The following is a 23,788-nucleotide window of genomic DNA, read 5'->3' as shown; positions in this document are numbered from 1 at the left end:
TTATCATTTACTTTCAGGCAACTTGGCATACTGCACAAGAGTTTCCAAAACAAAAAAGCCGGGGTCCCGACTTTTATTCAGCCTCCAAAAAATCATATGGAGATATGCCCGCCATCCCGATATTCGGATCCGTTTGAAAAAGCATATCATAATAAGTCAACCCCTCTTTATGCTCCGTTACAGAGACAGTGCCATCTTCCATGACATTAAAGGTTGCTTTTAATTTTTCGCATAAGGTGGTTTGACGGTTTGTATCATTCGCACGGTGAACACCTTGTCGTAATGCATCTTCCTCACCACAAAGGATTAAAAAGTTTTTCGCTCTTGTAATCGCTGTGTAGATTAAATTTCGGCGTAACATCCGATAATACCCTTTAACAATCGGTAAGATCACAATCGGAAATTCACTTCCTTGTGATTTATGAATCGAACAACAATAGGCATGTGTAATTTGATTTAAATCTTGTTTTGTATAGGTCACTTCATTACCTTCAAAATTGATCACAACCATGTCCTGTTTTTCTGTATTTTCTTTTGCATAAAAGATTGATTCAATTTCACCGATATCTCCATTAAACACATTGTTTTCAGGCTGGTTTACTAATTGGAGTACCTTATCGCCTCTGCGGTATGTGATATCCCCATATTTTAATTCTCGCTTCCCATGCACTGGTGGATTAAAAAGCTCTTGGAGCATAACATTCAAACTGTCGATTCCTGCTGCACCGCGATACATAGGTGCTAACACTTGAATGTCCCTGACAGAGTAACCCTTCTTTTTCGCATTATCTGAAACCTGTCTGACAACCTCAAGGACCTGGTTTTGATAGCATCTTAAAAAGGACCTGTCTTTTTTAGGAGTTGTGATGTCTGATGGCAGGTTGCCTTTTTTAATGTCATGAGCTAATTCGATAATCGATGAACCTTCTGATTGTCGATAGATATCGGTCAATCGCACTGTTGGTAAAACGTCTGAAGCCAATAAATCCTTAAGAACTTGTCCAGGACCGACCGATGGCAGCTGGTCTTCATCCCCTACTAAAATCACTTGAACATGCTCTGGTAGAGATTTAAAAAGCTGATTCGCTAACCAAATATCCACCATCGAAACTTCATCAACAATCAACAATTTACCACTGATCGGGTTGTCTTCATCATGACTAAACCCTTCAACACCATTCCATCCTAACAACCTGTGAATGGTGACAGCCGGAAGTCCGGTTGATTCACTCATTCTCTTTGCCGCACGTCCAGTTGGAGCGACTAACACAACCGGGAATGGATTTTCCGAATTATAATCCTTTGGGTTCAATGAGCATCCATGTAACTCTCCGTACAATTCAACAATCCCTTTGATGACGGTTGTTTTTCCTGTTCCTGGTCCACCTGTTAGAAGTAGCATTGGCGACATTAAGGCTTTTTGGATCGCATCTTTTTGCGAAGGTGCATATTGGACTTTAATTCTTTCTTCAAGTGCACCTAGAGCTAATAAAAATTCTGATTCCGGAAAAATATCTTCGTATTCGGTCTGTTCCATAATGCGTTTAATATTTGTGACAAGGCCTTTTTCAGAAAAATAAAGGGACGGCAGATAAACTTTGTCCTCTTCTATGACAAGCTTGCTTTCTTCAGTTAAACTAATCATTTCCTTTGAAATATCAGTCGCCATGATTTCTTCTTGTGTATTTTGCTCCAATAACTGTTGGACTCGGGTGATTAAATCTTCCACAGTCAGATAGACGTGTCCATCCTGCAATGAATCTTGTTCAAGTATGTATAAACACCCCGCTTTGATTCGATCCGGATGATTTCCGGAAATTCCTAATTGACGTCCTAATTCATCGGCTCTTCCAAACCCGACTCCTTCTATATCCTCAACTAATTTATATGGACTATGTTGAAGAATTTCGAGTGTTTGCTCTTTATACATTTGATAAATTTTCATTGAAAGCTGAGGTCCAAATCCATATTGTGAAAGACCAATCATAATTTGTTCGAGACCTTGGTGTTCTTGAAGGGTATCGTATATCTCCTTCGCTTTGTCTGCTGAGAGCTTATCCACTTCCTGCAAGATGGCTGGATTCGCAATAATTTTTGATATGGCACCTTCTCCAAGCGTTTCGACTATTTTTTCAGCCGTCTTTTTCCCGATTCCTTTAAAAAGGTCACTTGAAAGATACTGGACGATACCTTGTTTTGTGTGGGGGATTTCTTTTTGAAATTGATCGACGTGAAACTGGATCCCAAATCGTGGATGCTCTTTTAAGCGGCCGAAAAAGATGTAGGTTTCATTTTCATGAATGCGAGGGAAATACCCCGTTACAACTGCTTCTTTTTCGTTATAGTCTTCGTTTGTCTCCTGAAGCCTGATCCGAACAACAGAATATAAATTTTGCTCATTATGAAATATGGTAACTAAATGAGTGCCCTTCATGTATTTACGTTGTTCACTAAATAAATCTAAAGATTCCTGTTGTTCCACAAGTATTCCCTCCCTATCATTTATTCGCTTAAAGCTTCACTAACAATTTTCTTTCCATTTGCAGCTAACATATGGTCTGGTTGAATTTCCAACGCTTTTTCAAACATGTCCAGTGCTTTTTCATAATCATTTTTAAAGCCAGCATAAGCTACCCCTAAATTATAATAAGCATCTGAATGTTCAGGTTCTAGTTCGATGACACGATTAAATGTTTTAATGGCTTCATCTATAACAGACTCTCCCGCTAAGCAAAGTCCGTATTGAAATAAAGCATCCACATCATTATCGTTTAGCTCAACGGCACGTTTCATATAAGGCAATGCAAGCTTCGGCTGTCCTAACTGATTCAATGTCATTCCTAGCATAAAATAGGTATCACTATTGTCGACTCCAGCTTTTAGAGCTTTTTCGAACATATCCTTTGCTTTGAAAAAATCCTCCTGATTGTAAAGAAGGCTTCCAATTCCGTAATATGCAGTTCCCATTCCCTCATCCAGCTCTAGTGCTTTATTAAAAAAAGCAATTGCTCTTTCGGGATCACCTACAGCTGATAAAAGATTACCAAAATTAATATAGTAAATAGGGTCTTTCGGATTTTCCTCGATTGCTTGTGAAAAGCATTTTGCCGCTTCCTCGTATTTTCCCTGTTGCATATATTCAATACCTTGTTTATTTAAATCCAATCATACTCAACTCCATTAACATTTATGCAGTTCATATTATATCACAGGAAAACCCCAACCCTAAATAGAGTTGAGGTTTCTTTACCCAACATACGTTAGGCGTTCGCCATTTTTAAAGACTTTATCAATTGTAGCCCCACCAAGGCATTCTTCTCCATTATAGAAGACAACAGCTTGTCCAGGTGTAACCGCACGAATTGGCTCGTCGAAAATCACTTTAACTGTATTTTCGTCAACCTTTTGTACTGTTACAGCATTATCCTGTTGGCGATAACGGAATTTCGCTGTACATTTAATATCTTGCTCTGGTTTATTGTCTGACACCCAGCTTACATTTGTAGCTAAGATGGAATCTGAATAGAGGTATTCATTATGGAAGCCTTGGTCAACGTAAAGAATATTCTTCTTCAGGTCTTTACCAATTGCAAACCATGGTTCGCCACTTCCGCCAATGCCTAAGCCATGACGTTGTCCAATTGTATAATACATTAAACCATCATGCTTCCCCTTAACTTCTCCTGAAAAAGTCACCATATCACCTGGTTGAGCGGGCAAGTAATTGCCTAGGAATTCTTTAAAATTACGTTCACCGATAAAGCAAATTCCCGTACTATCTTTTTTAGTAGCAGTCGCAAGATTTGCTTCTTTCGCAAGCTCTCTTACTCTTGGTTTTTCAATATTACCGATTGGAAACATTACTTTTGAAAGTTGTTCCTGGGTTAGTTGGTTTAGAAAATAGGTTTGATCCTTATTTTCATCAACTCCGCGGAGCATTTTATATTCTCCGTCTCTATATTCAACACGGGCATAATGCCCAGTCGCTAAATAATCTGCACCCAGTGTTAAGGCATGTTCTAAAAAGGCTTTGAATTTGATTTCTTTGTTACACATGACGTCCGGATTTGGCGTTCTGCCTGCTTTATATTCGTCTAAAAAGTAGGTAAACACTTTATCCCAATATTGCTTTTCAAAATTGACCGCATAATAGGGAATGCCGATTTGGTTGCAGACACGGATCACATCCTCATAGTCTTCGGTTGCTGTACATACGCCATTTTCATCGGTATCATCCCAATTTTTCATAAAAATTCCGATGACATCATAGCCTTGTTCCTTTAGCAAAAGTGCCGCAACAGATGAGTCTACCCCACCAGACATCCCAACTACTACACGGGTATCTTTTGGATCTTTCATGGCCCCACCTCCTAATTCGTTAATCGTTTAACAATTTTTGCCGTTTCTAATGCAGCCGCTCTTATATCTTCAATGGTATTTCCAAGACCGAAGCTAAAGCGGATTGATGAAGCGATACGGTCAGAATCCTTTCCATACATGGCTACTAGCACATGTGAGGGGTCTATCGAACCTGCTGTACATGCTGATCCGCTTGATGCCGCAATACCAGCTAAATCAAGGTTGACCAACATGGACTCCACATTTGTTCCTGGAAAATAGATATTTAATACATGTGGCAATGACTTTGATAAATCGCCATTCACTGCAAAACTAACATCATGTTCATTTAAAACAGAAACAAATGTCTGTTTAAACTCCTGATATAAGGAATTCTTTTCGCTTATTGTTCGTTTGGCTAACTGAGCAGCTGCTTGTAAGCCGACAATGCCTGCAACATTTTCCGTTCCGGCACGGCGTTTCTTTTCTTGTTCGCCCCCAAATAGAAGTGGCGCCACCTTATTACCTTCCCTCATAAATAAAAATCCGGTTCCTTTTGGACCATTGATTTTATGAGCTGAAACCGAGAGAAGGTCAACTTTGTACTCATTTACGTCTATATCAACCAGTCCATATGCTTGGACGGCATCTGTATGAAATACTGCCTGATGATCTTGCAGGAGTTCTCCAATTTCCTTAATGGGTTGAAGTGCACCGACTTCATTGTTACCAAACATAATCGTGACAAGAATGGTTTCTGGCGTGAGGGCTGCTTCAACATCACTAACAGAAATAAGTCCATCCTCATTAACCGGCAAATACGTGACAGTATAGCCTTGTTTTTCGAGATGTTCACAGGTATGAAGTACAGCATGATGTTCAATAGCAGACGTAATAATATGTTTGCCTTTTCCTTGCATTGCAAAGGCAGTTCCCATTATCGCTAAATTATCGGCTTCGGTACCACCGCTTGTAAAAACAATCTCATTTGGCTTTGCATGGATGCTATCGGCAATGGATTGTCTTGCCTCATCGACAGCATGTCGACTTTTTCGTCCGAAATAATGAATGCTTGATGGATTGCCAAAAATCTCCGTCATGTATGGGAGCATCCTTTCCACAACATCAGGGTGCATGGGCGATGTAGCTGCATGATCTAAATAAATATGTTGCATCAATGCGCCCTCCTTTTTTAAAAAGTAACTATGATTATGCCATGTTTTTTTTAAATATAAAACATATATGCATCGTTGCCGTCGCTATAGCTTGCGAGGTCTTCAAGTGTTGTACTGTCTAATACTTCTTTAACCGCGTCTCTTATTCTTATCCATAATTCCCTTTTAGCTGGCTCTTCATCCTCTAAAACCTCTACAGGGCTAATGGGTCCCTCTAGAACGAGGATAACATCACCCGCTGTAATTTTTGTAGGTTCGTCCCCAAGGACATAGCCTCCATAAGCTCCGCGAATGCTTTTCACTAATCCTGCATTGCGTAAAGGTGAAATTAATTGTTCCAGATAGTGTTCAGAGAGCTCATGTTTTGCGGCAATTGATTTTAATGAGATTGGTCCTTTTCCATGATTCTTTGCAAGTTCAATCATGATTGTCAAACCATATCTACCTTTAGTTGATATTTTCATTCACGTCACACCCCTAATTACTAAAATGATTCACTTCAATCACTGGTGTTCTATCCAGTTTATGTTTTAATCCATCATACAATTTCTGACATTGTGGCAAAGCAAAACCTGCTATATACCCAATTCCTATACAATAAACCAAAGTCCCTACGAAAACAGGACCACCTAACAACCAACCAATCGTTAATACAATAATTTCCATTCCTGAACGAATATATTGCACTTTCCACTTAGAAATTTCGGTTAGTGCTAACATCAAACTATCTCTTGGGCCAGCACCCACCTTTGCCGAAATGTAAATTCCCATTCCGTATCCATTAATTATGAGCCCTAACAGCATCATCATCAACTTTCCGATAAAGGTTTCAGGTGTTACGAGGAACGGAACCATCATGAACATATCTATAAAAATCCCTACCGAAATCATATTTAAAAAAGCACCGATTTGTGGCAGTCGCTTTAATAAAAATGAGGAAAGAAACAAAATAAAAAAGCCGACAATGATCGACCAGGTGCCAATGGTAAGACCAATTTGTTTATAAAGGCCAATATGCAAAACATCCCAAGGTGATGCCCCGAGGTCTGCTTTGATTATTAGAACGAGCCCCAATGACATAATTAACAAGCCGATAAAAAAAGTTGACCATTTCAACATTTGGTGACTCAAGCTAGACTGTACTCGCATTCTCCCACTCCGTCTCTACTTGCTGTATACATCTCTTTATTTACTCTAAACTCACGACATTATATCATAAATTGCATTGTATTTGAATTTATCCATCGCAAAACGTATGATAAAGTTGGAGTATCAACTCTGACTGTTTAGATAAGGGGATGAATCATTTGCTTTTTGAATCACTTATCGAAGCACCTTTATCATATCGAATGCGGCCGAGACATATTGAAGAGATTCTTGGACAACAGCATATTATTGGTAAAGATACGGCTTTATATAAAATGATTATGAATGGACATGTTCCCTCGATCTTACTCTACGGGGAACCAGGAATTGGAAAAACATCGATTGCAACGGCAATTGCCGGTACTGTCGATATGCCCTTTATCTCAATTAACGCTACAACTGCAGGAAAAAAGGATATCGAAGATGCTGTTTCGACTGCCAAGGCTGAAGGGAAGTTAATCCTGTTTATTGATGAGGTGCATCGTTTTAACAAAGCACAACAGGATTATTTACTACCACATGTGGAGCGAGGTCTCGTTTCATTAATTGGGGCGACGACAGAAAATCCATTCCATGATGTTAATCCAGCAATTCGCAGTAGATGCGGACAAATAAAAGAGCTTCGTCCTTTAACAAAAGAAGATATTAAGGAATTAATTCTGCGTGCATTATCGGATTCAGAACGTGGTCTTGGGCATTTGCAAATTTCAATTACCGAGGAAGCAATCGACCTAATCTCATCTTCTACAAAAGGTGATGCACGGTCTGCGATGAATGTGTTAGAGGATGTTGTGTTGGCTTCAAAAACCAGAGATAGTGACGTGGTTGAGGTAGACATAGAGCTAGTTAAGGAATGTGTAGAAAATAAGGGCTTCTCCCATGATAAAGATGGGGATCTTCACTATTCTTTATTATCCTGCCTTCAAAAGAGCATTCGGGGTAGTGATGTTAACGCTGCTCTACATTATTTAGCAAGATTGATTGAAGGTGGAGATTTAGTTTCGATTTGTAGAAGACTAACCGTTATCGCCTATGAAGATATTTCAATTGCCGCCCCTGAAGTTGGCGTTCATACGGTAGCGGCTTGTCAGGCGGTAGAACGACTAGGGCTGCCTGAAGCACGAATTCCACTGGCGAATGTCGTGATTGAACAGTGCTTATCACCAAAAACAAACAGTGCGTATAAGTCTCTTGATAAAGCGATTGAGGATATTCGAAAAGGAAATATCGGGGAGATTCCCGACCACCTCCGTGATGCGCATTATAGTGGGGCGAAAGTGCTTGGACATGGCGTAGGGTATCAGTATCCACACGATTACCCGAATGGCTGGGTAAATCAGCAATACTTGCCAGACCTATTGAAAAACAGAAAATACTTCAAACCGAAACAAAATGGACAAGAAAAATATTTTTCAAAAGTATACGATCGGCTTGAGCAATTACAAAAAGAGGGGGAGAAATAGACTTTACTATTTCTTCCCCCTTTGTTTTATGCAGCTACATCGCGTTTCGTAAAGACGAACCATGTCAGTGCATTAAAGATAACAAAATAAATAATTAACATGATAATTGAAAATGGCATGGTCATTCCATCGATTAATATATTTCCTGTGAGATACTGAGATAAATCTGTATTCGCAAACAGGATATATTTTGCCCAATCGAAATTTGAAGCTAAAATGAGTGTCACATTTAGACCTGCAAACATTAGGAATATAGCTAAACCAATTGCAAGGCCGCTATTTCTAAAGATTGTGGAAATCATAAAGGCAAATGTTGACATCATGATTAAATTAATTGATTTTAATCCAAAGACCCCTAAAATATAGGAAACCATGTTAACCTCTTGTACTGCACCATCTCGATAAACTAAGTGTGCTGTGGGGTCTCCTCCACCAAAGAAAATAATTCCTACTAAGAATGAAACAACAAAAAGCAGGACTAGGGAAAATAATGCAAATAGGATCGTTGCTAAATATTTGGATAATAGAATCTTCGCTCTTGATACTGGTCGAATTAACAATAATTTAATTGTACCCCACGTAAATTCAGATGCGACACTACTTGCACCGACAACTACTGTAAACAAAGTAATTAACGAAACAATTTCAGCTGCAATAATCATAAAATTCCAAGAAGATCTTGTTTCCAAAGGTGCAATATCGTGTTCAAGGCGGTATTCATTAATAGCCAGTTCCTTTTCAAAGGTATCCCTTGCCAACTTTGGATAATCTTCATTCTCAAGATTTGCTTTCAACATTTCATTTTCTTGTTGTACATTCTTTTTCCAATTTTCATCAATAGACTCTGGAGCTGTTGCGTTCATGACGATTCCAACTACTAGTGCCACTGCGATCAGAAGGACAAGCATTATCCATGTTGAAACACGACGGTAAATTTTCATATTTTCATTTTGAATAAGTTTGAAGATATTACCCAATTCCACTACCCCCTGTTACTTCTAAGAATCGATCTTCTAGTGATTTTGAAAGCTGCATAATTCCATAGACCTGAATCTCATTTTTTACAAGACTAGTATTTATTCTTGGAATCGTTTCGTGATCCGTTAGTATCTCGATTCCTTTTTCTGTTCGTAATACTTCAAGCGCTGGGTATTTAGTTGATAGTATTGATAACGACTTTTCTACATCATCCACTAGAAATTGAACCCGAATGCTAGCTTCTTCGCTCACGAATTCCGTCACCTTCTGGACACCCACTAAGCTACCATTTTGAATGATCCCAATCCGGTCACACATCATTTCCATTTCAGAAAGTAAGTGACTGGATACAATAACAGCAAGACCCTCTTCTCTGGCAAGCTTCCTGACATAATCACGAACTTCGCGAATACCTGCTGGGTCCAACCCATTGGTTGGTTCATCCAAAATCAAAATGGAAGGGCTATGCAAGAGCGCTTGCGCAACTCCTAAGCGCTGTCTCATTCCTAGTGAATATGTTTTCACCTTATCATTAATTCTTTTTTCAAGCCCAACTAGCTTTGTAACTTCAAGAATTCTTTCTTTTGTTACCCCTTTTACCATCCGAGCATAATGAACAAGGTTTTGATAGCCTGTTAAAAACTTATACATTTCCGGGTTTTCAACAATGCCTCCGATATGCTGAACAGCTTGTTCAAAATTCTTTGCAATATTTGTCCCTTTTATGATAACTTCGCCATCTGTGATGGACATGAGTCCAACTAGCATCCGAATAGTAGTGGTTTTTCCTGCACCATTTGGTCCTAAAAAGCCAAAAACTTCGCCTGGATATACATCAAAGGTGATTCCCTTAATAATTTCTTTTCTACCAATTGTCTTTTTCACATTTTTCAATTGTAAAACTGGTTGCACATTTTCTCCTCCTTACAGTTTGTGAGATTTAAGTCTGCAGATTCTCGTTTACATCTCCTAGATTATGCGCTATTACTACTTACGTATTATAAATGAAAAAGTTCCCATTTTTTTAGGTTATGAGAAAACTTCACATACTCTTTACATTCTCAAATTACATTCATGGTATGTCTTTAGCTATATTTTCTTTTTCTCAAAACTATTAATGTATAAAACAAATTTAACGTGGTCATGCTAGATATAAAGAAAAAATCTATCAATAAAATTAATAGGGAGTTGGTTTTATGAAAGTGAGACAAGATGCATGGTCACATGAGGATGATCTCTTATTAGCAGAAACAGTTTTACGCTACATTCGTGAAGGTGGAACACAATTAGCCGCATTCGATGAAGTTGGTGATAAATTAAATCGTACATCAGCAGCGTGTGGTTTCCGATGGAATGCAGAAGTTCGCAATAATTATGAGCAGGCAATTGCCATTGCGAAAAAGCAAAGAAAGGAAAGAAAACGAGCACTTGAGAGAATGAACAAAGAAAATGAACAAGCAATTGAAAAACCAGTACTAAAGGAAACATTTAAAGAAGAAATCCCTGCACCACAGTATGTGGAGGAGGTTTCAGCCGAGTTAATCCCATCATCAAATTCCATTACACTTGAAGATTGTATTTCTTTCTTGTCATCTTTACGACGTCATGATCTTCTTTCAAATCAATTGGAGATGGAGAATAATCGTCTACGCCGAGAAAATGAATCTTTAAAGCAGCAAACTAAAGAACTTGAGAAGAAACTCGAAAAATTAACTGACCAACAGACTATCATTCAAGAAGACTACCAAGCACTTGTACAAATTATGGATCGTGCAAGACGCCTCGTAATGTTCGAAGATTCAGATGATCGAAATTCCCCTGCTTTTCGTATGGACAAAAACGGGAACCTTGAACAATTGGCAAAATAAAAAACGCGGCCGTATGGCCCCGTTTTTTATTCGTCCTTTACTCTTTTGATCTTAATGTCTTTTAGCAATTCACGTACAACATAACTTGCCATAATTAGTCCGCATGCAGATGGAACAAATGCGTTTGAAGATGGCGGCATTTTTGCCTTTCGAATTTTAGCATTTTCATCTGTGATTTCCTGACGGATATCTTCACGAATCACAATTGGGCTTTCATCAGAGAACACGACAGGGATTCCTTTGCGAATTCCCTCTTTTCGTAATTTCGTACGAATCACCTTTGCGATTGGGTCCGTATGTGTCTTTGAAATATCCGCAATCATAAAACGTGTTGGATCCATCTTATTTGCTGCACCCATACTTGAAATGATTGGAATATCTCGTTTAAGACATTCCTTCATTAAGTGAATTTTATAGATAATGGTGTCAGATGCATCGATGACAAAGTCTAAGTCATAGCTAAAAAATTCCTCAAATGTTTCTTCTGTATAGAACATTTTAAGCGCAATTACTTCACATTCGGGGTTTATGTCAGCAATTCGTTCTTTCATAATGTCTACTTTGGACTGACCAACCGTTGAAAGTAAAGCAGGCAGTTGCCGATTAATATTTGTGATATCAACATTGTCCTTATCAACGAGGATTAAGCGTCCGACTCCTGATCGGGCTAGCGCCTCGACTGAGAATGAACCAACGCCACCTACTCCAAGGATAGCTACTGTACTATTTTTTAAGATTTCAACGCCATTTTTTCCTATTGCTAATTCATTTCGTGAAAATTGGTGTAACATGTCTTCAACTCCATCGGGTATCAAAAAATTAAAGTTTCCTGTATTTTAACCAGAATAAGAATATAACATACTCGGACTAAATTCAAGAATTTCTATATGAATTATGTATTTTATCCATGAATTTTGTTGGATAACGCAAAAAAACTCTGTTTACACAAAAGTAAACAGAGTTTCGGTCATTTTTGTGGTAAAACGGTAGAAGTCCCAATCGTGCCGTCGATGCCTTAGTTTTGAACCCGCTCACCGCAGGTGGGCACCCTGTTTCGACTTTTGTAAGTCCTCTTTTAGCGAAAGATGAGGCATTTACGCACGTACGAAAACTCCGGGATCCCGTATAAACTATTGTTCGGTCAAAACAATAGGTTATACGACAAACACATCAGGACTTCTAACTTTATGTCACAATATTAACACACGAGAATCGTGTTTACAAGTTGACCAAAAAGGGTTTTGTTCGCTATTTTCGAACATTTAACGACAAATACAAGTCGTTCAATTGTGCTTTACTAACTTCACTTGGCGCATCTGTTAAGAGATCACTTGCACTTGCTGTTTTAGGGAAAGCAATCGTGTCACGAAGATTTGTTCTGCCTGCTAAGAGCATAACCATTCTGTCTAGACCTAAGGCAATACCACCATGTGGTGGAGTTCCATATTCAAAAGCTTCTAATAAGAATCCAAATTGATCTTTGGCTTCCTCTTCTGTGAACCCTAAAACTTTGAACATCTTCTCTTGGATGTCGCGTTCAAAAATACGAAGTGAACCTCCGCCTAACTCATAGCCATTCAATACAAGGTCATATGCCTGCGCCTTTACTTCCCACGGTTTGCTCTCGAGTTGCTCGATATCTTCTCTAGCTGGCATTGTAAATGGATGGTGTGCTGCATAATAACGACCATCTTCCTCATCAAACTCAAATAGTGGCCAATCCGTTACCCAAAGGAAATTAAACTTAGACTCATCAATTAACTCAAGTTCTTTTCCAAGTTTTAATCTGAGTGCACCTAATGCATCTGCTACTACTTTTGGTTTATCTGCTACAAATAAGAGCAGGTCTCCCGTGGAAGCTTCTAAAACAGCTCTTAACGCCTTTTGCTCTTCAACATCAAAGAACTTAGCGATTGGACCTTTTAATTCATTTTCTTCAACCTTTAACCATGCAAGACCTTTAGCACCATATCGATTCACGTATTCTGTAAGACCGTCGATGTCTTTACGCGTATATTTACCAGCTGCACCCTTTGCATTGATTGCTTTTACTTGTCCACCAGTTGCCACTGCATTGCTGAAAACTTTAAATCCACTGTCCTTGACGACTTCGGAAAGGTTGATTAATTCCATCTCAAAACGAGTATCAGGTTTGTCAGAACCATAACGGTTTATTGCATCTTCATATGATAAACGTGGTAATGGAAGTTCAATGTCCAATCCCTTTACATCCTTCATAAGCTTTTTCATCATTTGTTCTGCCATAGCCATGATGTCTTCTTGACTCATAAAGGACGTTTCAATATCGATTTGTGTAAATTCCGGTTGTCTGTCAGCACGGAGGTCCTCATCTCTGAAACAGCGAGCAATTTGATAATAACGGTCAAATCCACCCACCATCAAAAGCTGTTTAAAAATTTGTGGTGATTGTGGTAATGCGTAAAACTCACCTGGGTGTACACGACTAGGTACAAGATAGTCACGAGCACCCTCGGGAGTACTTTTTGTTAAAATAGGTGTTTCAATATCAAGGAACCCTTCACCATCAAGATATGCACGAATTGATTTTGTAACATTATGGCGCATCTTAAAGGTTTCAAACAAAGCTGGTCTACGAAGATCTAAATAACGATACTTCAAACGTAAATCTTCAGAAACCTCTGTGCGGTCTTCAATCATAAATGGAGGTGTTTTTGCTTCATTTATGATTTTGACATCATTCGCTTTGATTTCAATTTTTCCAGTAATAATATTGTTGTTTATTGTTGCTTCATCACGTGCAACTACAATTCCTTCAACATCCAAGACATATTCACTTCTTACAGTCTCAGCGATTTCTAAAGCTTCTTTCGATTCTTCAGGATTAAATACAATTTGGACAATTCCAGTTCTGTCTCGGAGGTCAATAAAAATGAGCCCACCTAGGTCTCTTCTTCGTTGAACCCAACCTTTTAATGATACTTTTTCGCCGATGGCTTGCTCGGTGACTTCACCGCAATAATAGGTTCTACCAAACATATTTCCCACTCCTAGTGACTTTTTTCAAGTATATATGATATAAATTGTTCAATTTGGACTTCTTCTTGATTACCAGTTTCCATGTTTTTTACATTAATTACATTTCTTTCTAATTCTTCATCGCCTAAAATAGCAACAAATTTTGCCTGTAATCTGTCAGCTGCTTTAAATTGACCTTTTACTTTTTTATTTAAATAGTCTTTCTCTGCAACTAAGCCAGCTTTTCTAAGTTCATTTACTAATAAAACAGATTTTGAAGACGCAGCATCCCCAATTGCAGCTACATAGCAGTCGACTCGCTCTTCAACTGGAAGTTCGATACCCTCTGCTTGTAAGGCTGCTAAAAGTCTTTCAATACTTAGAGCAAATCCAATACCTGGCGTTTCAGGCCCTCCAAGACCTTCTACTAATCCATTGTAGCGTCCTCCGCCACATAGAGTTGTAATTGCTCCAAAGCCTTCTGCATCGCTCATAATTTCAAATGCTGTATGATTATAGTAATCCAATCCTCTTACAAGACCTGAATCCACTTCGAAATCAATCTGTAAATCTGTTAAGTAGGATTTTACTTTATCGAAATACACACTTGAGTCCTCGTTTAAGTATTCGAGAATAGATGGTGCTGACTGCATTAATTCGTGGTCACGGTCCTTTTTGCAATCAAGGATTCGCATTGGGTTTTTCTCAAGTCTTGATTTACAGTCTGAACAAAATTCATTGATTCTAGGCGAAAAGTGTGCGATTAGGGCATCCCGATGAGCCTTTCTGCTTGATACATCTCCTAGGCTGTTTATTACAAGTTTTAGTTTTTTCAATCCAAGTGATTTGTATATTTCCATTGCGAGTGCGATGACTTCCGCATCAATAGCAGGGTCATTGCTGCCTAATGCCTCGACTCCAAATTGAACGAATTGACGGAAACGTCCAGCTTGTGGTCGTTCATAACGGAACATTGGTCCACAATAATATAGCTTTGTTGGCTGTGTTGGATTCCCATACATTTTATTTTCCACATATGAACGAACAACAGCAGCTGTGCCCTCTGGTCGAAGTGTTAAGCTACGTTCTCCACGATCTTCAAAGGTATACATTTCTTTTGTAACGATATCTGTTGTTTCACCAACACTTCGTAAAAATAGTTCTGTATGTTCAAAGATTGGTGTCCGGATTTCTTTGTAATTAAATCTTTTGCAAATATCACGCGCTTTTTCTTCGATATATTGCCATTTCTCCACATAACCTGGAAGAATATCCTGCGTTCCTCTAGGAATATTAACCATTTATAACTCCTCCTTACTCTTAACAAAATCAAATACGCCTTAGCGTATTTGCGCCCAGATTTTATCGAGCGCGCTCGATAATTTCCTTTGAAAATCTGTGGCATCCGCCGGAGGCTTTTTATTTTATTCAGTTATAACTGAATAAAATAAAAAAAGCTCCCATCCCTACAATTTCTTGTAGGGACGAGAGCTTGAATTCCCGTGGTGCCACCCTAGTTAAGACTAATTTCCCTCGACTTTATTGGTCGTTTAGAGACAATTGCTTTAGTCTTCACTCAATCAGTTAACGCCTGAAACGTTCAACTCCTACTAGAGACATTTGCTTTTTCAGAGAGAAACCTACGAGGTGTTCATTCAATAAGTCATCATGTAGGAATGCTCTCAGCCTATGACATTCCCTCTCTATTCATGTGTACTCTTATCTACTTTTCCCCATCACTGGTTCAATATATAAATTTTGTAGAATTTTATATAATCATACGTATGAACTTAGTTCATGTCAAGTTTTCGCGTCAATTTTTTAAAAATAAAAGTTTATATCAAGAACGATGTAATTGCTTTTTTAAGTTTCGAACATCTCTAACGGAAACCCCAAATTCACTCGCTAATTCAACATACGTTGAAGACTGCTCTTTTTGGATAAAATCGTGAAAATCTACTCCAAATACGTTTCCACCGGTATTTTGAACATTATTGCTTTTTTCGCTAAATCTCATCCTACTCGCCCCTTTTTCTTAATAAACTATAGCTTTCCCTTTTTTTAGATTTTCTTTCTAAAAAAACAGGAATTTTTTTATTTGTGGCGAATTGTTATAAAGCTATGTTTTTTTACTCAAGGAGGCTTTTAAGTGTTACACAAGATTTTAAAATTGGGACTAGCGTTCCTACTCGCGATTATTTTTTCAGTTACAACATCCCCTGGCAAACACACAATGGCTGAAACAATCGCAGTCATCAATACTCCTGTGTTGAATGTAAGAGAAGGTCCGGGACTTTCCTACGGAAGATCAGCACAAGTCAAACAAGGAGAAAAGTATACGATCATTGATAGGAAAAATGACTGGGTTAAACTGCAACTTTCTTCTGGAAAAACAGGCTGGGTTGCATCTTGGCTTATAAAAGAGAACCAATCTGCCTCATCACCAACGACATCATCATCAACTGTTATCTCAACAGTAGATGGACTTAGATTTCGAAGTGGTCCGGGAACAAGTTTCCAAGTAATCGGCTCGTTAAATAAAGGAAACGAAGCCAAGTTTCTTGAGGCAAATGAGAATTGGACTAAGATTTCATTTAATGGACATAATGGTTGGGTTTCCTCACAGTTCATCAAAGCAAAGCAGACATCCAGTTCATCGAATTCGAATTCAAGTTCAAATTCAAGTACCACTAAAAAAACTGGAACAATTACAGCTTCTATCTTAAATGTGCGGGATCAACCTAATTTGCAAGGTAGAATCATTGGAAAGCTAAAGCAGAATGCTACTGTTACAATTACAAATGAGAGAGAAAAATGGATAGAAATTGTGTTCGGAGGAAGCTCTGCTTGGATACATAGGGATTTCGTTGCAGGTATTTCTTCAACAGAGGACAAACCCTCTCAACCTTCAGCGCCACAAGCTCCAACTAACCAGGGGAAAGTTGGAGTTGTTACAGCATCAAGTTTAAATGTTCGAGATAGTGGCTCCCTTTCTGGCAAAATCATCGGAAGCCTAAAGCAAGGAAATAAGGTAACAATTGAAGAGGAAGTAAATAATTGGAGCCACATCACGTTATCAAATGGAACAAAGGGCTGGGTGGCTAGCTGGTATTTAGACATACAGTTGGATACACCGACTGCCGAAGAACCTAGCTCCGGAAAATCCGCTGTAAAAATCCTTTATAATGGCACAAATATTCGTTCTGGTTCATCTACCACACATTCAGTAGTTGCGCGGGCGAACGAAGGGGATTCTTTTACAATGGTTGCTAAGGAAGGGGACTGGTATAAAATAAACCTTCCTGGAAATAAAACTGGCTATGTTGCTGGGTGGCTAGTTTCAGTTAATGGAACAGAAAACATTGTAGAACGACCGGGAGTGAATCAATATTTAAAAGGAAAAACGATCGTTATCGATCCTGGTCATGGTGGTAATGACAGTGGCGCAATTGGAGTAAGTGGAACTTATGAGAAAACGTTAAACTTGCGTACTGCTAGAATGGTTGTTGATAAACTAAATGCGTCTGGTGCAAATGTCGTAATGACACGTAACAGTGATAATTATATTAGCTTACGTTCAAGGGTCAGTATTTCCCATTATCGAAATGCAGACGCATTTGTGAGCATCCACTATGATAGTATTTATGACCGTAATGTACGCGGAGTAACATCCTATTATTATAAAAATATTGATGTTGGACTTGCTTCGACACTCCAATCAGAGCTAGTTAAGAATACTGGCTTCAAGAATAGACAGCATCGTCAGGGCAATTATCAAGTTTTACGGGAAAATCGAAACCCATCTGTCTTGTTGGAATTAGGATTTATTAGTAATCCGACAGAAGAATATACGGTAAGTACAAATACTTTCCAAGAAAATGTTTCAAATGGAATTTATTATGGACTTGCTCAATACTTTAAAGGAAAGTAGATTTCCACAGAGAAAAACGCTTCAAAAGCCATAGCTTTTGAAGCGTTTTTTTATTTAGCAAAAGCACATTGCGCAAAATTTTTATTTACTCTCGAGAATTAATGTGACGGGTCCCACATTTGTAAATTGGACATCCATCATTGCTCCGAATGAACCCGTCTCGACATTTATTCCTTTTTCCCGGAGTTCTGCATTAAAAAGATTGTACATGTGTTCTGCGTATTCAGGTTTTGCCGCAGCCATAAAGTTAGGGCGTCTTCCTTTGCGGCAATCCCCGTATAATGTAAATTGTGATACAGATAGAATATCTCCTTTGACATCTAATAGTGATAAATTCATTTTCCCTTCATTATCCTCAAAGATGCGGAGATTGACGACCTTGTCTGCGATATATTGAATATCCTCGATTGTATCTGTATGTGTGATTCCAACCAAAAGCATTACCCCATTTTTAATGGAACCCACTTCTTCATTTTGAACGATTACACGTGCATCCCTTGCACGCTGTACGATGACTTTCATGACAATTCCCTTTCTTAACTCATTACACGACGAACAGAATATATATCCCGAATTTGTTTAATCCGTTCCACAACTTTATGAAGATGGCTGACATTTTGAATCGAAATGGACATATTGATCGTTGCCATTTTATTACGGTCTGATCTCCCCGAAACAGCCGAAATATTTGTCTTTGTCTCATTTACTGCTTGAAGCACTTCATTCAATAAACCTCGACGATCAAAGCCATTTATTTCAATTTCCACATTAAACTCTTTACGATCATTTAAATTACTTTCCCATTCAACTTCAATTAATCGCTGTTGAGCATCCTGTGTATGAACATTTTGGCAATCAGCGCGATGAACGGAAACACCTCTGCCTTTAGTAATAAAACCGACAATTTCATCCCCTGGAACTGGGTTACAGCATTTCGATAAGCGAATCAGTAAATTGTCAATTCCTTGAACTTGTACACCAGAATCACGTCTTTTTGGCCGATTTGGTACTTGCTTTACCTCTGATATTGTTTCAGCCACTTGTTCAAGGTCTCGTTGCTTACGAAGTTTATCGGTTAAACGATTGGCGATTTGAGCTGCGGTAATTCCGTTATATCCGATCGCAGCATACATATCATCTTCGTTTGAAAAGTTGAATTTTTCAGCAACCCGTTTGATATTTTCAGGGGTTAAAATTTCCTTCACTTCAAATTCAAGATTCCGTATCTCTTTTTCAACAAGTTCTTTTCCTTTTTCAATGTTTTCTTCACGGCGTTGCTTTTTAAAGAACTGACGAATTTTGTTTTTGGCCTGTGATGTTTGAGCAAGCTTAATCCAATCCTGACTTGGACCATAGGAATGCTTCGAAGTTAAGATTTCTATGATATCCCCTGTTTTTAACTTGTAATCCAAGGTTACCATTTTCCCATTTACTTTAGCACCAATTGTTTTATTTCCAATTTCAGAGTGTATTCGGTATGCAAAATCAATAGGAACAGATCCAGATGGCAACTCCATAACGTCACCCTTTGGTGTGAAAACGAAGACCATATCGGAAAACAAATCAATTTTTAAGGACTCCATGAATTCTTCTGCATTTGATGCATCGTTTTGCCATTCTAAAATTTCACGGAACCACGTTAATTTTTCTTCAAAAGAGGATTGCTGATTCACTTGTTTGCCTTCTTTGTATGCCCAATGGGCTGCAATCCCATATTCTGCAATCTGATGCATTTCAACTGTTCGGATTTGAACCTCAAGGGGGTCGCCCTTCGGACCAATCACAGTTGTATGAAGAGACTGATACATATTTGGCTTCGGCATTGCAATATAGTCTTTGAATCGCCCTGGCATTGGCTTCCAGCAAGTATGAATGATACCTAGAACCGCATAACAATCCTTTATACTATTTACGACAATTCGAACTGCAAGGAGGTCATAGATTTCATTAAATTGCTTGTTTTGAAGGACCATTTTACGATAGATGCTGTAAATATGCTTAGGTCGTCCTGAGATTTCCGCTTTGATCGAAACCTCATCAACATGTTGTTTAACCTCTTTAATGACTTCCTCAAGATATTCCTCACGTTCAGCACGTTTCTTTTTCATCAGGTTGACGATTCGATAATATTGCTGTGGATTTAAATAACGTAAGGCCGTATCCTCAAGTTCCCATTTAATCTTTGAAATACCAAGTCGGTGCGCCAGTGGAGCAAAAATTTCAAGTGTCTCATTCGAAATACGGCGTTGTTTTTCTGGTGGTAGATGTTTAAGGGTTCGCATGTTGTGCAAACGGTCTGCTAGCTTGATTAAAATAACGCGAATATCTTGGGCCATTGCTACAAACATTTTCCGATGATTTTCAGCCTGTTGTTCTTCCTGAGATTTGTATTTAATTTTCCCCAATTTTGTGACACCATCAACAAGCATTGCTACTTCAGGAGTAAACACATCGCTAATTTCTTGAAGAGTAATTTTTGTATCCTCCACAACATCGTGTAAAAAGCCACCCGCAATTGTATAAGGGTCCATTTCAAGATCAACTAAAATACCCGCTACCTGTACTGGATGGATGATGTAGGGTTCACCTGATTTACGAAATTGCTCCTTATGAGCTTCTTCTGCAAATTTATATGCATGTTTAATAAACTCGATATCGTTATCGTTTAAATATACTTTTGCCTTTTCTATCACTTGCTCAGGAGTTAACACCTGTTCGTTTGCCATAGATTTTATCACCTTTTTAGAAATTAAAGATTCAAAGAAAGAATTCTTTGAATCTTTTTTTATATATAAAATTAGGTTATTGTTACTATTATCTTGAAAATCTCGAAAGTTGTAAAGGGAAATAACAGAAATATTGCATATAGTGATGAAAAATTCTATTTTTAAGAGTAAAAACGAAACTTTACTAAAAAAAGCACTCAGAATTAATCTGAGCGCTTTTTTATAGAGAACTTAAAACTGCATGAGTGTTAGTACATCATAACCATCTAATTTTTTACGGCCATCTAGGTAAGTTAGTTCGATTAGGAATGCAATCCCCGCTACAATACCACCAAGTTGTTCAACAAGATTGATGGTGGCTTCTATTGTACCTCCAGTTGCTAATAAATCATCTGTGATTAATACACGTTGACCTGGTTTAATTGCATCTTTATGAATGGTTAGAACATCTTTTCCATACTCAAGCCCATATTCTACTTTAATGACGTCTCTAGGCAGCTTTCCTTCTTTTCTAACAGGAGCAAAGCCAACACCATGTGAGTATGCGACAGGACAACCAATAATGAAGCCGCGAGCCTCTGGTCCAACGACAAGATCAATTTCTTTTTCTCTAGCATATTTCACGATCTGGTCTGTAGCATATTTATATGCCTCACCGTCATTCATTAATGGTGTAATATCTTTAAATTTGATTCCTGGCTTTGGATAGTCATCCACAATTTCGATAAATTTTTCTAAATCCATTATTTAATTGCCTCCTCAAGCGAATGCGAACCTTTATTTATGGCATCAAACCAATGCTTTAATTGTTGATATGATGAATACAATAATTGCTTTTCCAATTCAATTCTACTAGCTTTCAATTGATATGTTCTTGATTCAGTCAAATCCCTTTTCTTAGCTTGATTTGATAAAGAAATAAATCCATTGTTTATTTTAACAAAATCTAAGTCAAAAAACACCTGTGACATAAAATCAATTGTTTCTGTTGACCATCCTCTATATTTTGCTAACTCATGGGCATAGCGATTCATATCAAACGGACCTTTTTTTGCAAGAAATGCATAAAACCATTTAAAATGCTCTCGCGTTGGGATTGTGCTGAAAAAATGATCCTGCTCATGGAAAAATAAGGTATAAATGCGATTTGGAAAGCTTGTCTCAAATAGAGCCTCAATCCATTCAGCTTCCTCAGGTAAATCAAGAAGAACAACATGCTTTGAATCTAATTGAAGGTTAGATGCTTCTTCAAGGGATGAGACAATACTAAATTCAAGATTTGATAGTTGTAGTTTATCTATTGTCAATTTCGAAAATGCAATTAAATGGAGATTGTCATCCCTAATTTTTTTTAGATATGAAGAAAAATCACGCATACCCCGAATATCAAATAATTGCCATTCATTAACAGCTATATCCTGAAGCATCATTTGTGGCTTTCGGCTATTGTTCCATTCATTAATAGATAGCTCACCAATTACTGACACCTTTGATAATGGTGAAATTCCATCACATGTATATCCAAGCCCAAAACCAATTCCATCTAATGTATGTGGTTCATCCTGAAGAACAACTTTTAAATGGCTCTGATCGGCACCAATACGTCGGAGTGTATTGACCCCAACATCATTAATTTGCACGATTGGTTTTGGATTTCCCATTCCATATGGTGCTAATTTGTTCATTTCATTAATAGATTCAAGCGAAATATCTTGAATACTGCAAATTGCATCAACGGTTGTAACTGGTTGAAAGTCTTCTGGTGATAATACTTCATTCGCAATCACATTCAGACGATTCCTGAGGTCATTTACATCATCCACTTTTAGAGTCATTCCAGCAGCCATTGGATGTCCGCCAAAATGCGGTAAAATATCGCGACATGTCGATAGACTTTCATAAAGATTAAAGCCTGCAATACTTCTTGCAGAGCCCTTTGCCAATCCTTTTTCAGAATCAATGCTTAAAACAATCGTTGGCCGATAGAAACGATCAACTAATCTGGAAGCAACAATTCCAATAACACCAGAGTTCCACCCTTCTCTTGCGATGACTAATACAGAATTTGAAGCAGGCGGATAATTTTCTTCAACCTCCCGAATAGCTTCTTGTGTCATTTGATTAACCAATTGTTGTCTTTCTTTATTTAGTTCATCAATTTCATCGGCAATATATAAGGCTTCCTCAGGATCATTTGTCATTAATAAATCAACTGCAGGATCAGCTGATTGCAGACGACCAACTGCATTTATCCTTGGTCCAATTGCAAATCCAACTGTTTCCTCAGATATATCATTGTTTTCGATTTTTGCTTTTTTTAATAATGCCTTTAATCCTGGTCTCTCGGTATTTTGTAAAGCTCTTATGCCCTTTTTTGCGAGGAGACGATTTTCTCCATGTAAGGGAACTAAGTCAGCAATTGTCCCAATTACTGCGACATCCAATAAATCGATAGGGACTTCACCCCGTAAAGCATGTGCCACTTTAAAAGCAACCCCGACCCCTGCCAATTCTTTAAACGGATACTGACTATTTGGTTTTTTCGGGTGAATAATGGCTGTCGCAACTGGTAGTTCAGGACCAACTTCATGGTGATCTGTAATAATTAAATCAATTCCTATTTCTTTAGCAACCTCGGCTTCATGGATGGCTGAAATTCCCGTATCTACGGTAATAATTAGCGAAAATCCTTCTGATTTTGCCCATCGAAAAGCCGCTTCATTCGGTCCATAGCCTTCAGTGAAACGATTTGGTATATAAAAATCAACAAGCGCACCTTTTTCTTTTAAAGAAGTAACCATAACGGTCGTACTGCTAACACCATCGGCATCATAATCACCAAACACTAGGATTCGTTCCCCATTTTCAATGGCTTTCATCATTCTCTCAATTGCAATATCCATTTGATCTAGTAAAAATGGGTCATGGAAATCAAGTTGTTCTGGTTCTAAAAATTCACGAGCTGATTCGATGGTTGTGAGCCCTCTATTCACAAGCAGGGATGCTACTAGAGGTGTAACCTGCAGTTCTTTAACTAGTAGATTTGTGTCTATCTGGTTGTATTCATTTACTTTCCAACGAGTTTTAGATTGTAACAAAAGCTTCACCCCTTAACCACACTATTATACAGGAGCTTAATGTGCGTTACAATGATTGACATTTACCT

Annotated in this window: 19 protein-coding genes, 1 other RNA gene and 1 other annotated feature; of the genes, 3 read left to right on the top strand and 17 right to left on the bottom strand. The window is 38.2% G+C overall.

The window, feature by feature from the left end; translation table 11 throughout:
- Positions 1-73: 73 nt before the first annotated feature.
- From recD2 to E1I69_RS00430, 6 genes are all read right to left on the bottom strand, one after another.
- Positions 74-2,482, bottom strand: coding sequence for an SF1B family DNA helicase RecD2 (recD2, locus tag E1I69_RS00455; RefSeq protein ID WP_136377677.1), 2,409 nt, complete (start codon positions 2,480-2,482; stop codon positions 74-76).
- Between the two features lie 20 nt (positions 2,483-2,502).
- Positions 2,503-3,165 carry a tetratricopeptide repeat protein gene (locus E1I69_RS00450; protein WP_136377676.1) on the bottom strand — a complete coding sequence of 221 codons (663 nt, stop codon included), beginning with the start codon at positions 3,163-3,165 and terminating at the stop codon, positions 2,503-2,505.
- 81 nt (positions 3,166-3,246) lie between these two features.
- Positions 3,247-4,359 (bottom strand): tRNA 2-thiouridine(34) synthase MnmA, encoded by a 1,113-nt coding sequence (mnmA, locus tag E1I69_RS00445; RefSeq protein ID WP_136377675.1) that lies wholly within the window; start codon positions 4,357-4,359, stop codon positions 3,247-3,249.
- 11 nt (positions 4,360-4,370) lie between these two features.
- Positions 4,371-5,513 carry a cysteine desulfurase family protein gene (locus E1I69_RS00440; RefSeq protein ID WP_136377674.1) on the bottom strand — a complete coding sequence of 381 codons (1,143 nt, stop codon included), beginning with the start codon at positions 5,511-5,513 and terminating at the stop codon, positions 4,371-4,373.
- Between the two features lie 50 nt (positions 5,514-5,563).
- Complete coding sequence (gene cymR, locus E1I69_RS00435) at positions 5,564-5,977, bottom strand: cysteine metabolism transcriptional regulator CymR (RefSeq protein WP_136377673.1); 414 nt, start codon at positions 5,975-5,977, stop codon at positions 5,564-5,566.
- Between the two features lie 13 nt (positions 5,978-5,990).
- Complete coding sequence (locus E1I69_RS00430) at positions 5,991-6,662, bottom strand: YczE/YyaS/YitT family protein (RefSeq protein ID WP_136377672.1); 672 nt, start codon at positions 6,660-6,662, stop codon at positions 5,991-5,993.
- Positions 6,663-6,820: 158 nt separating this feature from the next.
- Here E1I69_RS00430 and E1I69_RS00425 point away from each other — a divergent pair, with 158 nt between their 5' ends.
- Complete coding sequence (locus tag E1I69_RS00425; RefSeq protein ID WP_431731847.1) at positions 6,821-8,122, top strand: replication-associated recombination protein A; 1,302 nt, start codon at positions 6,821-6,823, stop codon at positions 8,120-8,122.
- 26 nt (positions 8,123-8,148) lie between these two features.
- Here E1I69_RS00425 and E1I69_RS00420 read toward each other — a convergent pair whose 3' ends face one another.
- Both E1I69_RS00420 and E1I69_RS00415 read right to left on the bottom strand, forming a co-directional pair.
- Positions 8,149-9,105, bottom strand: a complete 957-nt coding sequence (locus tag E1I69_RS00420) for an ABC transporter permease (RefSeq protein ID WP_242634513.1) — start codon at positions 9,103-9,105, stop codon at positions 8,149-8,151.
- Complete coding sequence (locus E1I69_RS00415) at positions 9,092-10,012, bottom strand: ABC transporter ATP-binding protein (RefSeq protein ID WP_136377669.1); 921 nt, start codon at positions 10,010-10,012, stop codon at positions 9,092-9,094. The genes E1I69_RS00420 and E1I69_RS00415 overlap by 14 nt, the downstream gene beginning before the upstream one ends.
- 284 nt (positions 10,013-10,296) lie before the next feature.
- On the opposite strand from E1I69_RS00415, the gene E1I69_RS00410 reads away from it, so the two are divergent.
- On the top strand, positions 10,297-10,968 hold the full coding sequence (locus tag E1I69_RS00410) for an RsfA family transcriptional regulator (RefSeq protein WP_136377668.1): 672 nt from the start codon (positions 10,297-10,299) through the stop codon (positions 10,966-10,968).
- 26 nt (positions 10,969-10,994) lie between these two features.
- Here E1I69_RS00410 and E1I69_RS00405 read toward each other — a convergent pair whose 3' ends face one another.
- The 5 genes from E1I69_RS00405 to E1I69_RS24650 all read right to left on the bottom strand — a co-directional run bounded on the left by E1I69_RS00405 (position 10,995) and on the right by E1I69_RS24650 (position 15,982).
- On the bottom strand, positions 10,995-11,759 hold the full coding sequence (locus tag E1I69_RS00405; RefSeq protein ID WP_136377667.1) for a tRNA threonylcarbamoyladenosine dehydratase: 765 nt from the start codon (positions 11,757-11,759) through the stop codon (positions 10,995-10,997).
- A 197-nt stretch (positions 11,760-11,956) separates the two neighbouring features.
- Positions 11,957-12,148, bottom strand: a non-coding RNA gene (gene ssrS, locus E1I69_RS00400) — 6S RNA.
- Between the two features lie 68 nt (positions 12,149-12,216).
- Positions 12,217-13,986: an aspartate--tRNA ligase gene (gene aspS / locus E1I69_RS00395; RefSeq protein WP_136377666.1), complete on the bottom strand. Its 1,770-nt coding sequence runs from the start codon at positions 13,984-13,986 to the stop codon at positions 12,217-12,219.
- Positions 13,987-13,997: 11 nt separating this feature from the next.
- Positions 13,998-15,266, bottom strand: a complete 1,269-nt coding sequence (gene hisS, locus E1I69_RS00390) for a histidine--tRNA ligase (RefSeq protein ID WP_136377665.1) — start codon at positions 15,264-15,266, stop codon at positions 13,998-14,000.
- 176 nt (positions 15,267-15,442) lie between these two features.
- Positions 15,443-15,714, bottom strand: a binding site (T-box leader).
- A gap of 91 nt (positions 15,715-15,805) precedes the next feature.
- Positions 15,806-15,982 carry a hypothetical protein gene (locus tag E1I69_RS24650; RefSeq protein WP_165439132.1) on the bottom strand — a complete coding sequence of 59 codons (177 nt, stop codon included), beginning with the start codon at positions 15,980-15,982 and terminating at the stop codon, positions 15,806-15,808.
- A 132-nt stretch (positions 15,983-16,114) separates the two neighbouring features.
- Here E1I69_RS24650 and E1I69_RS00385 point away from each other — a divergent pair, with 132 nt between their 5' ends.
- Positions 16,115-17,896 carry an SH3 domain-containing protein gene (locus E1I69_RS00385; protein ID WP_136377664.1) on the top strand — a complete coding sequence of 594 codons (1,782 nt, stop codon included), beginning with the start codon at positions 16,115-16,117 and terminating at the stop codon, positions 17,894-17,896.
- Between the two features lie 81 nt (positions 17,897-17,977).
- Here the strand turns inward: E1I69_RS00385 and dtd are convergent, their stop codons facing one another.
- The 4 genes from dtd to recJ form a co-directional block, all read right to left on the bottom strand.
- Complete coding sequence (gene dtd, locus E1I69_RS00380; protein WP_136377663.1) at positions 17,978-18,418, bottom strand: D-aminoacyl-tRNA deacylase; 441 nt, start codon at positions 18,416-18,418, stop codon at positions 17,978-17,980.
- 14 nt (positions 18,419-18,432) lie between these two features.
- Positions 18,433-20,622, bottom strand: a complete 2,190-nt coding sequence (locus E1I69_RS00375) for a RelA/SpoT family protein (protein ID WP_136377662.1) — start codon at positions 20,620-20,622, stop codon at positions 18,433-18,435.
- Between the two features lie 231 nt (positions 20,623-20,853).
- The gene (locus E1I69_RS00370) at positions 20,854-21,366 is read right to left on the bottom strand and encodes an adenine phosphoribosyltransferase (protein WP_116351606.1); all 513 of its coding nucleotides are present in this window, start codon (positions 21,364-21,366) and stop codon (positions 20,854-20,856) included.
- On the bottom strand, positions 21,366-23,720 hold the full coding sequence (recJ, locus tag E1I69_RS00365) for a single-stranded-DNA-specific exonuclease RecJ (RefSeq protein ID WP_136377661.1): 2,355 nt from the start codon (positions 23,718-23,720) through the stop codon (positions 21,366-21,368). The genes E1I69_RS00370 and recJ overlap by 1 nt, the downstream gene beginning before the upstream one ends.
- Positions 23,721-23,788 lie beyond the last annotated feature (68 nt).

Source organism: Bacillus timonensis (assembly GCF_004799755.1).
Taxonomy (GTDB): Bacteria; Bacillota; Bacilli; order Bacillales; family Bacillaceae_L; genus Ferdinandcohnia; species Ferdinandcohnia timonensis_A.
This window is presented reverse-complemented; position numbering and strand designations above follow the sequence as displayed.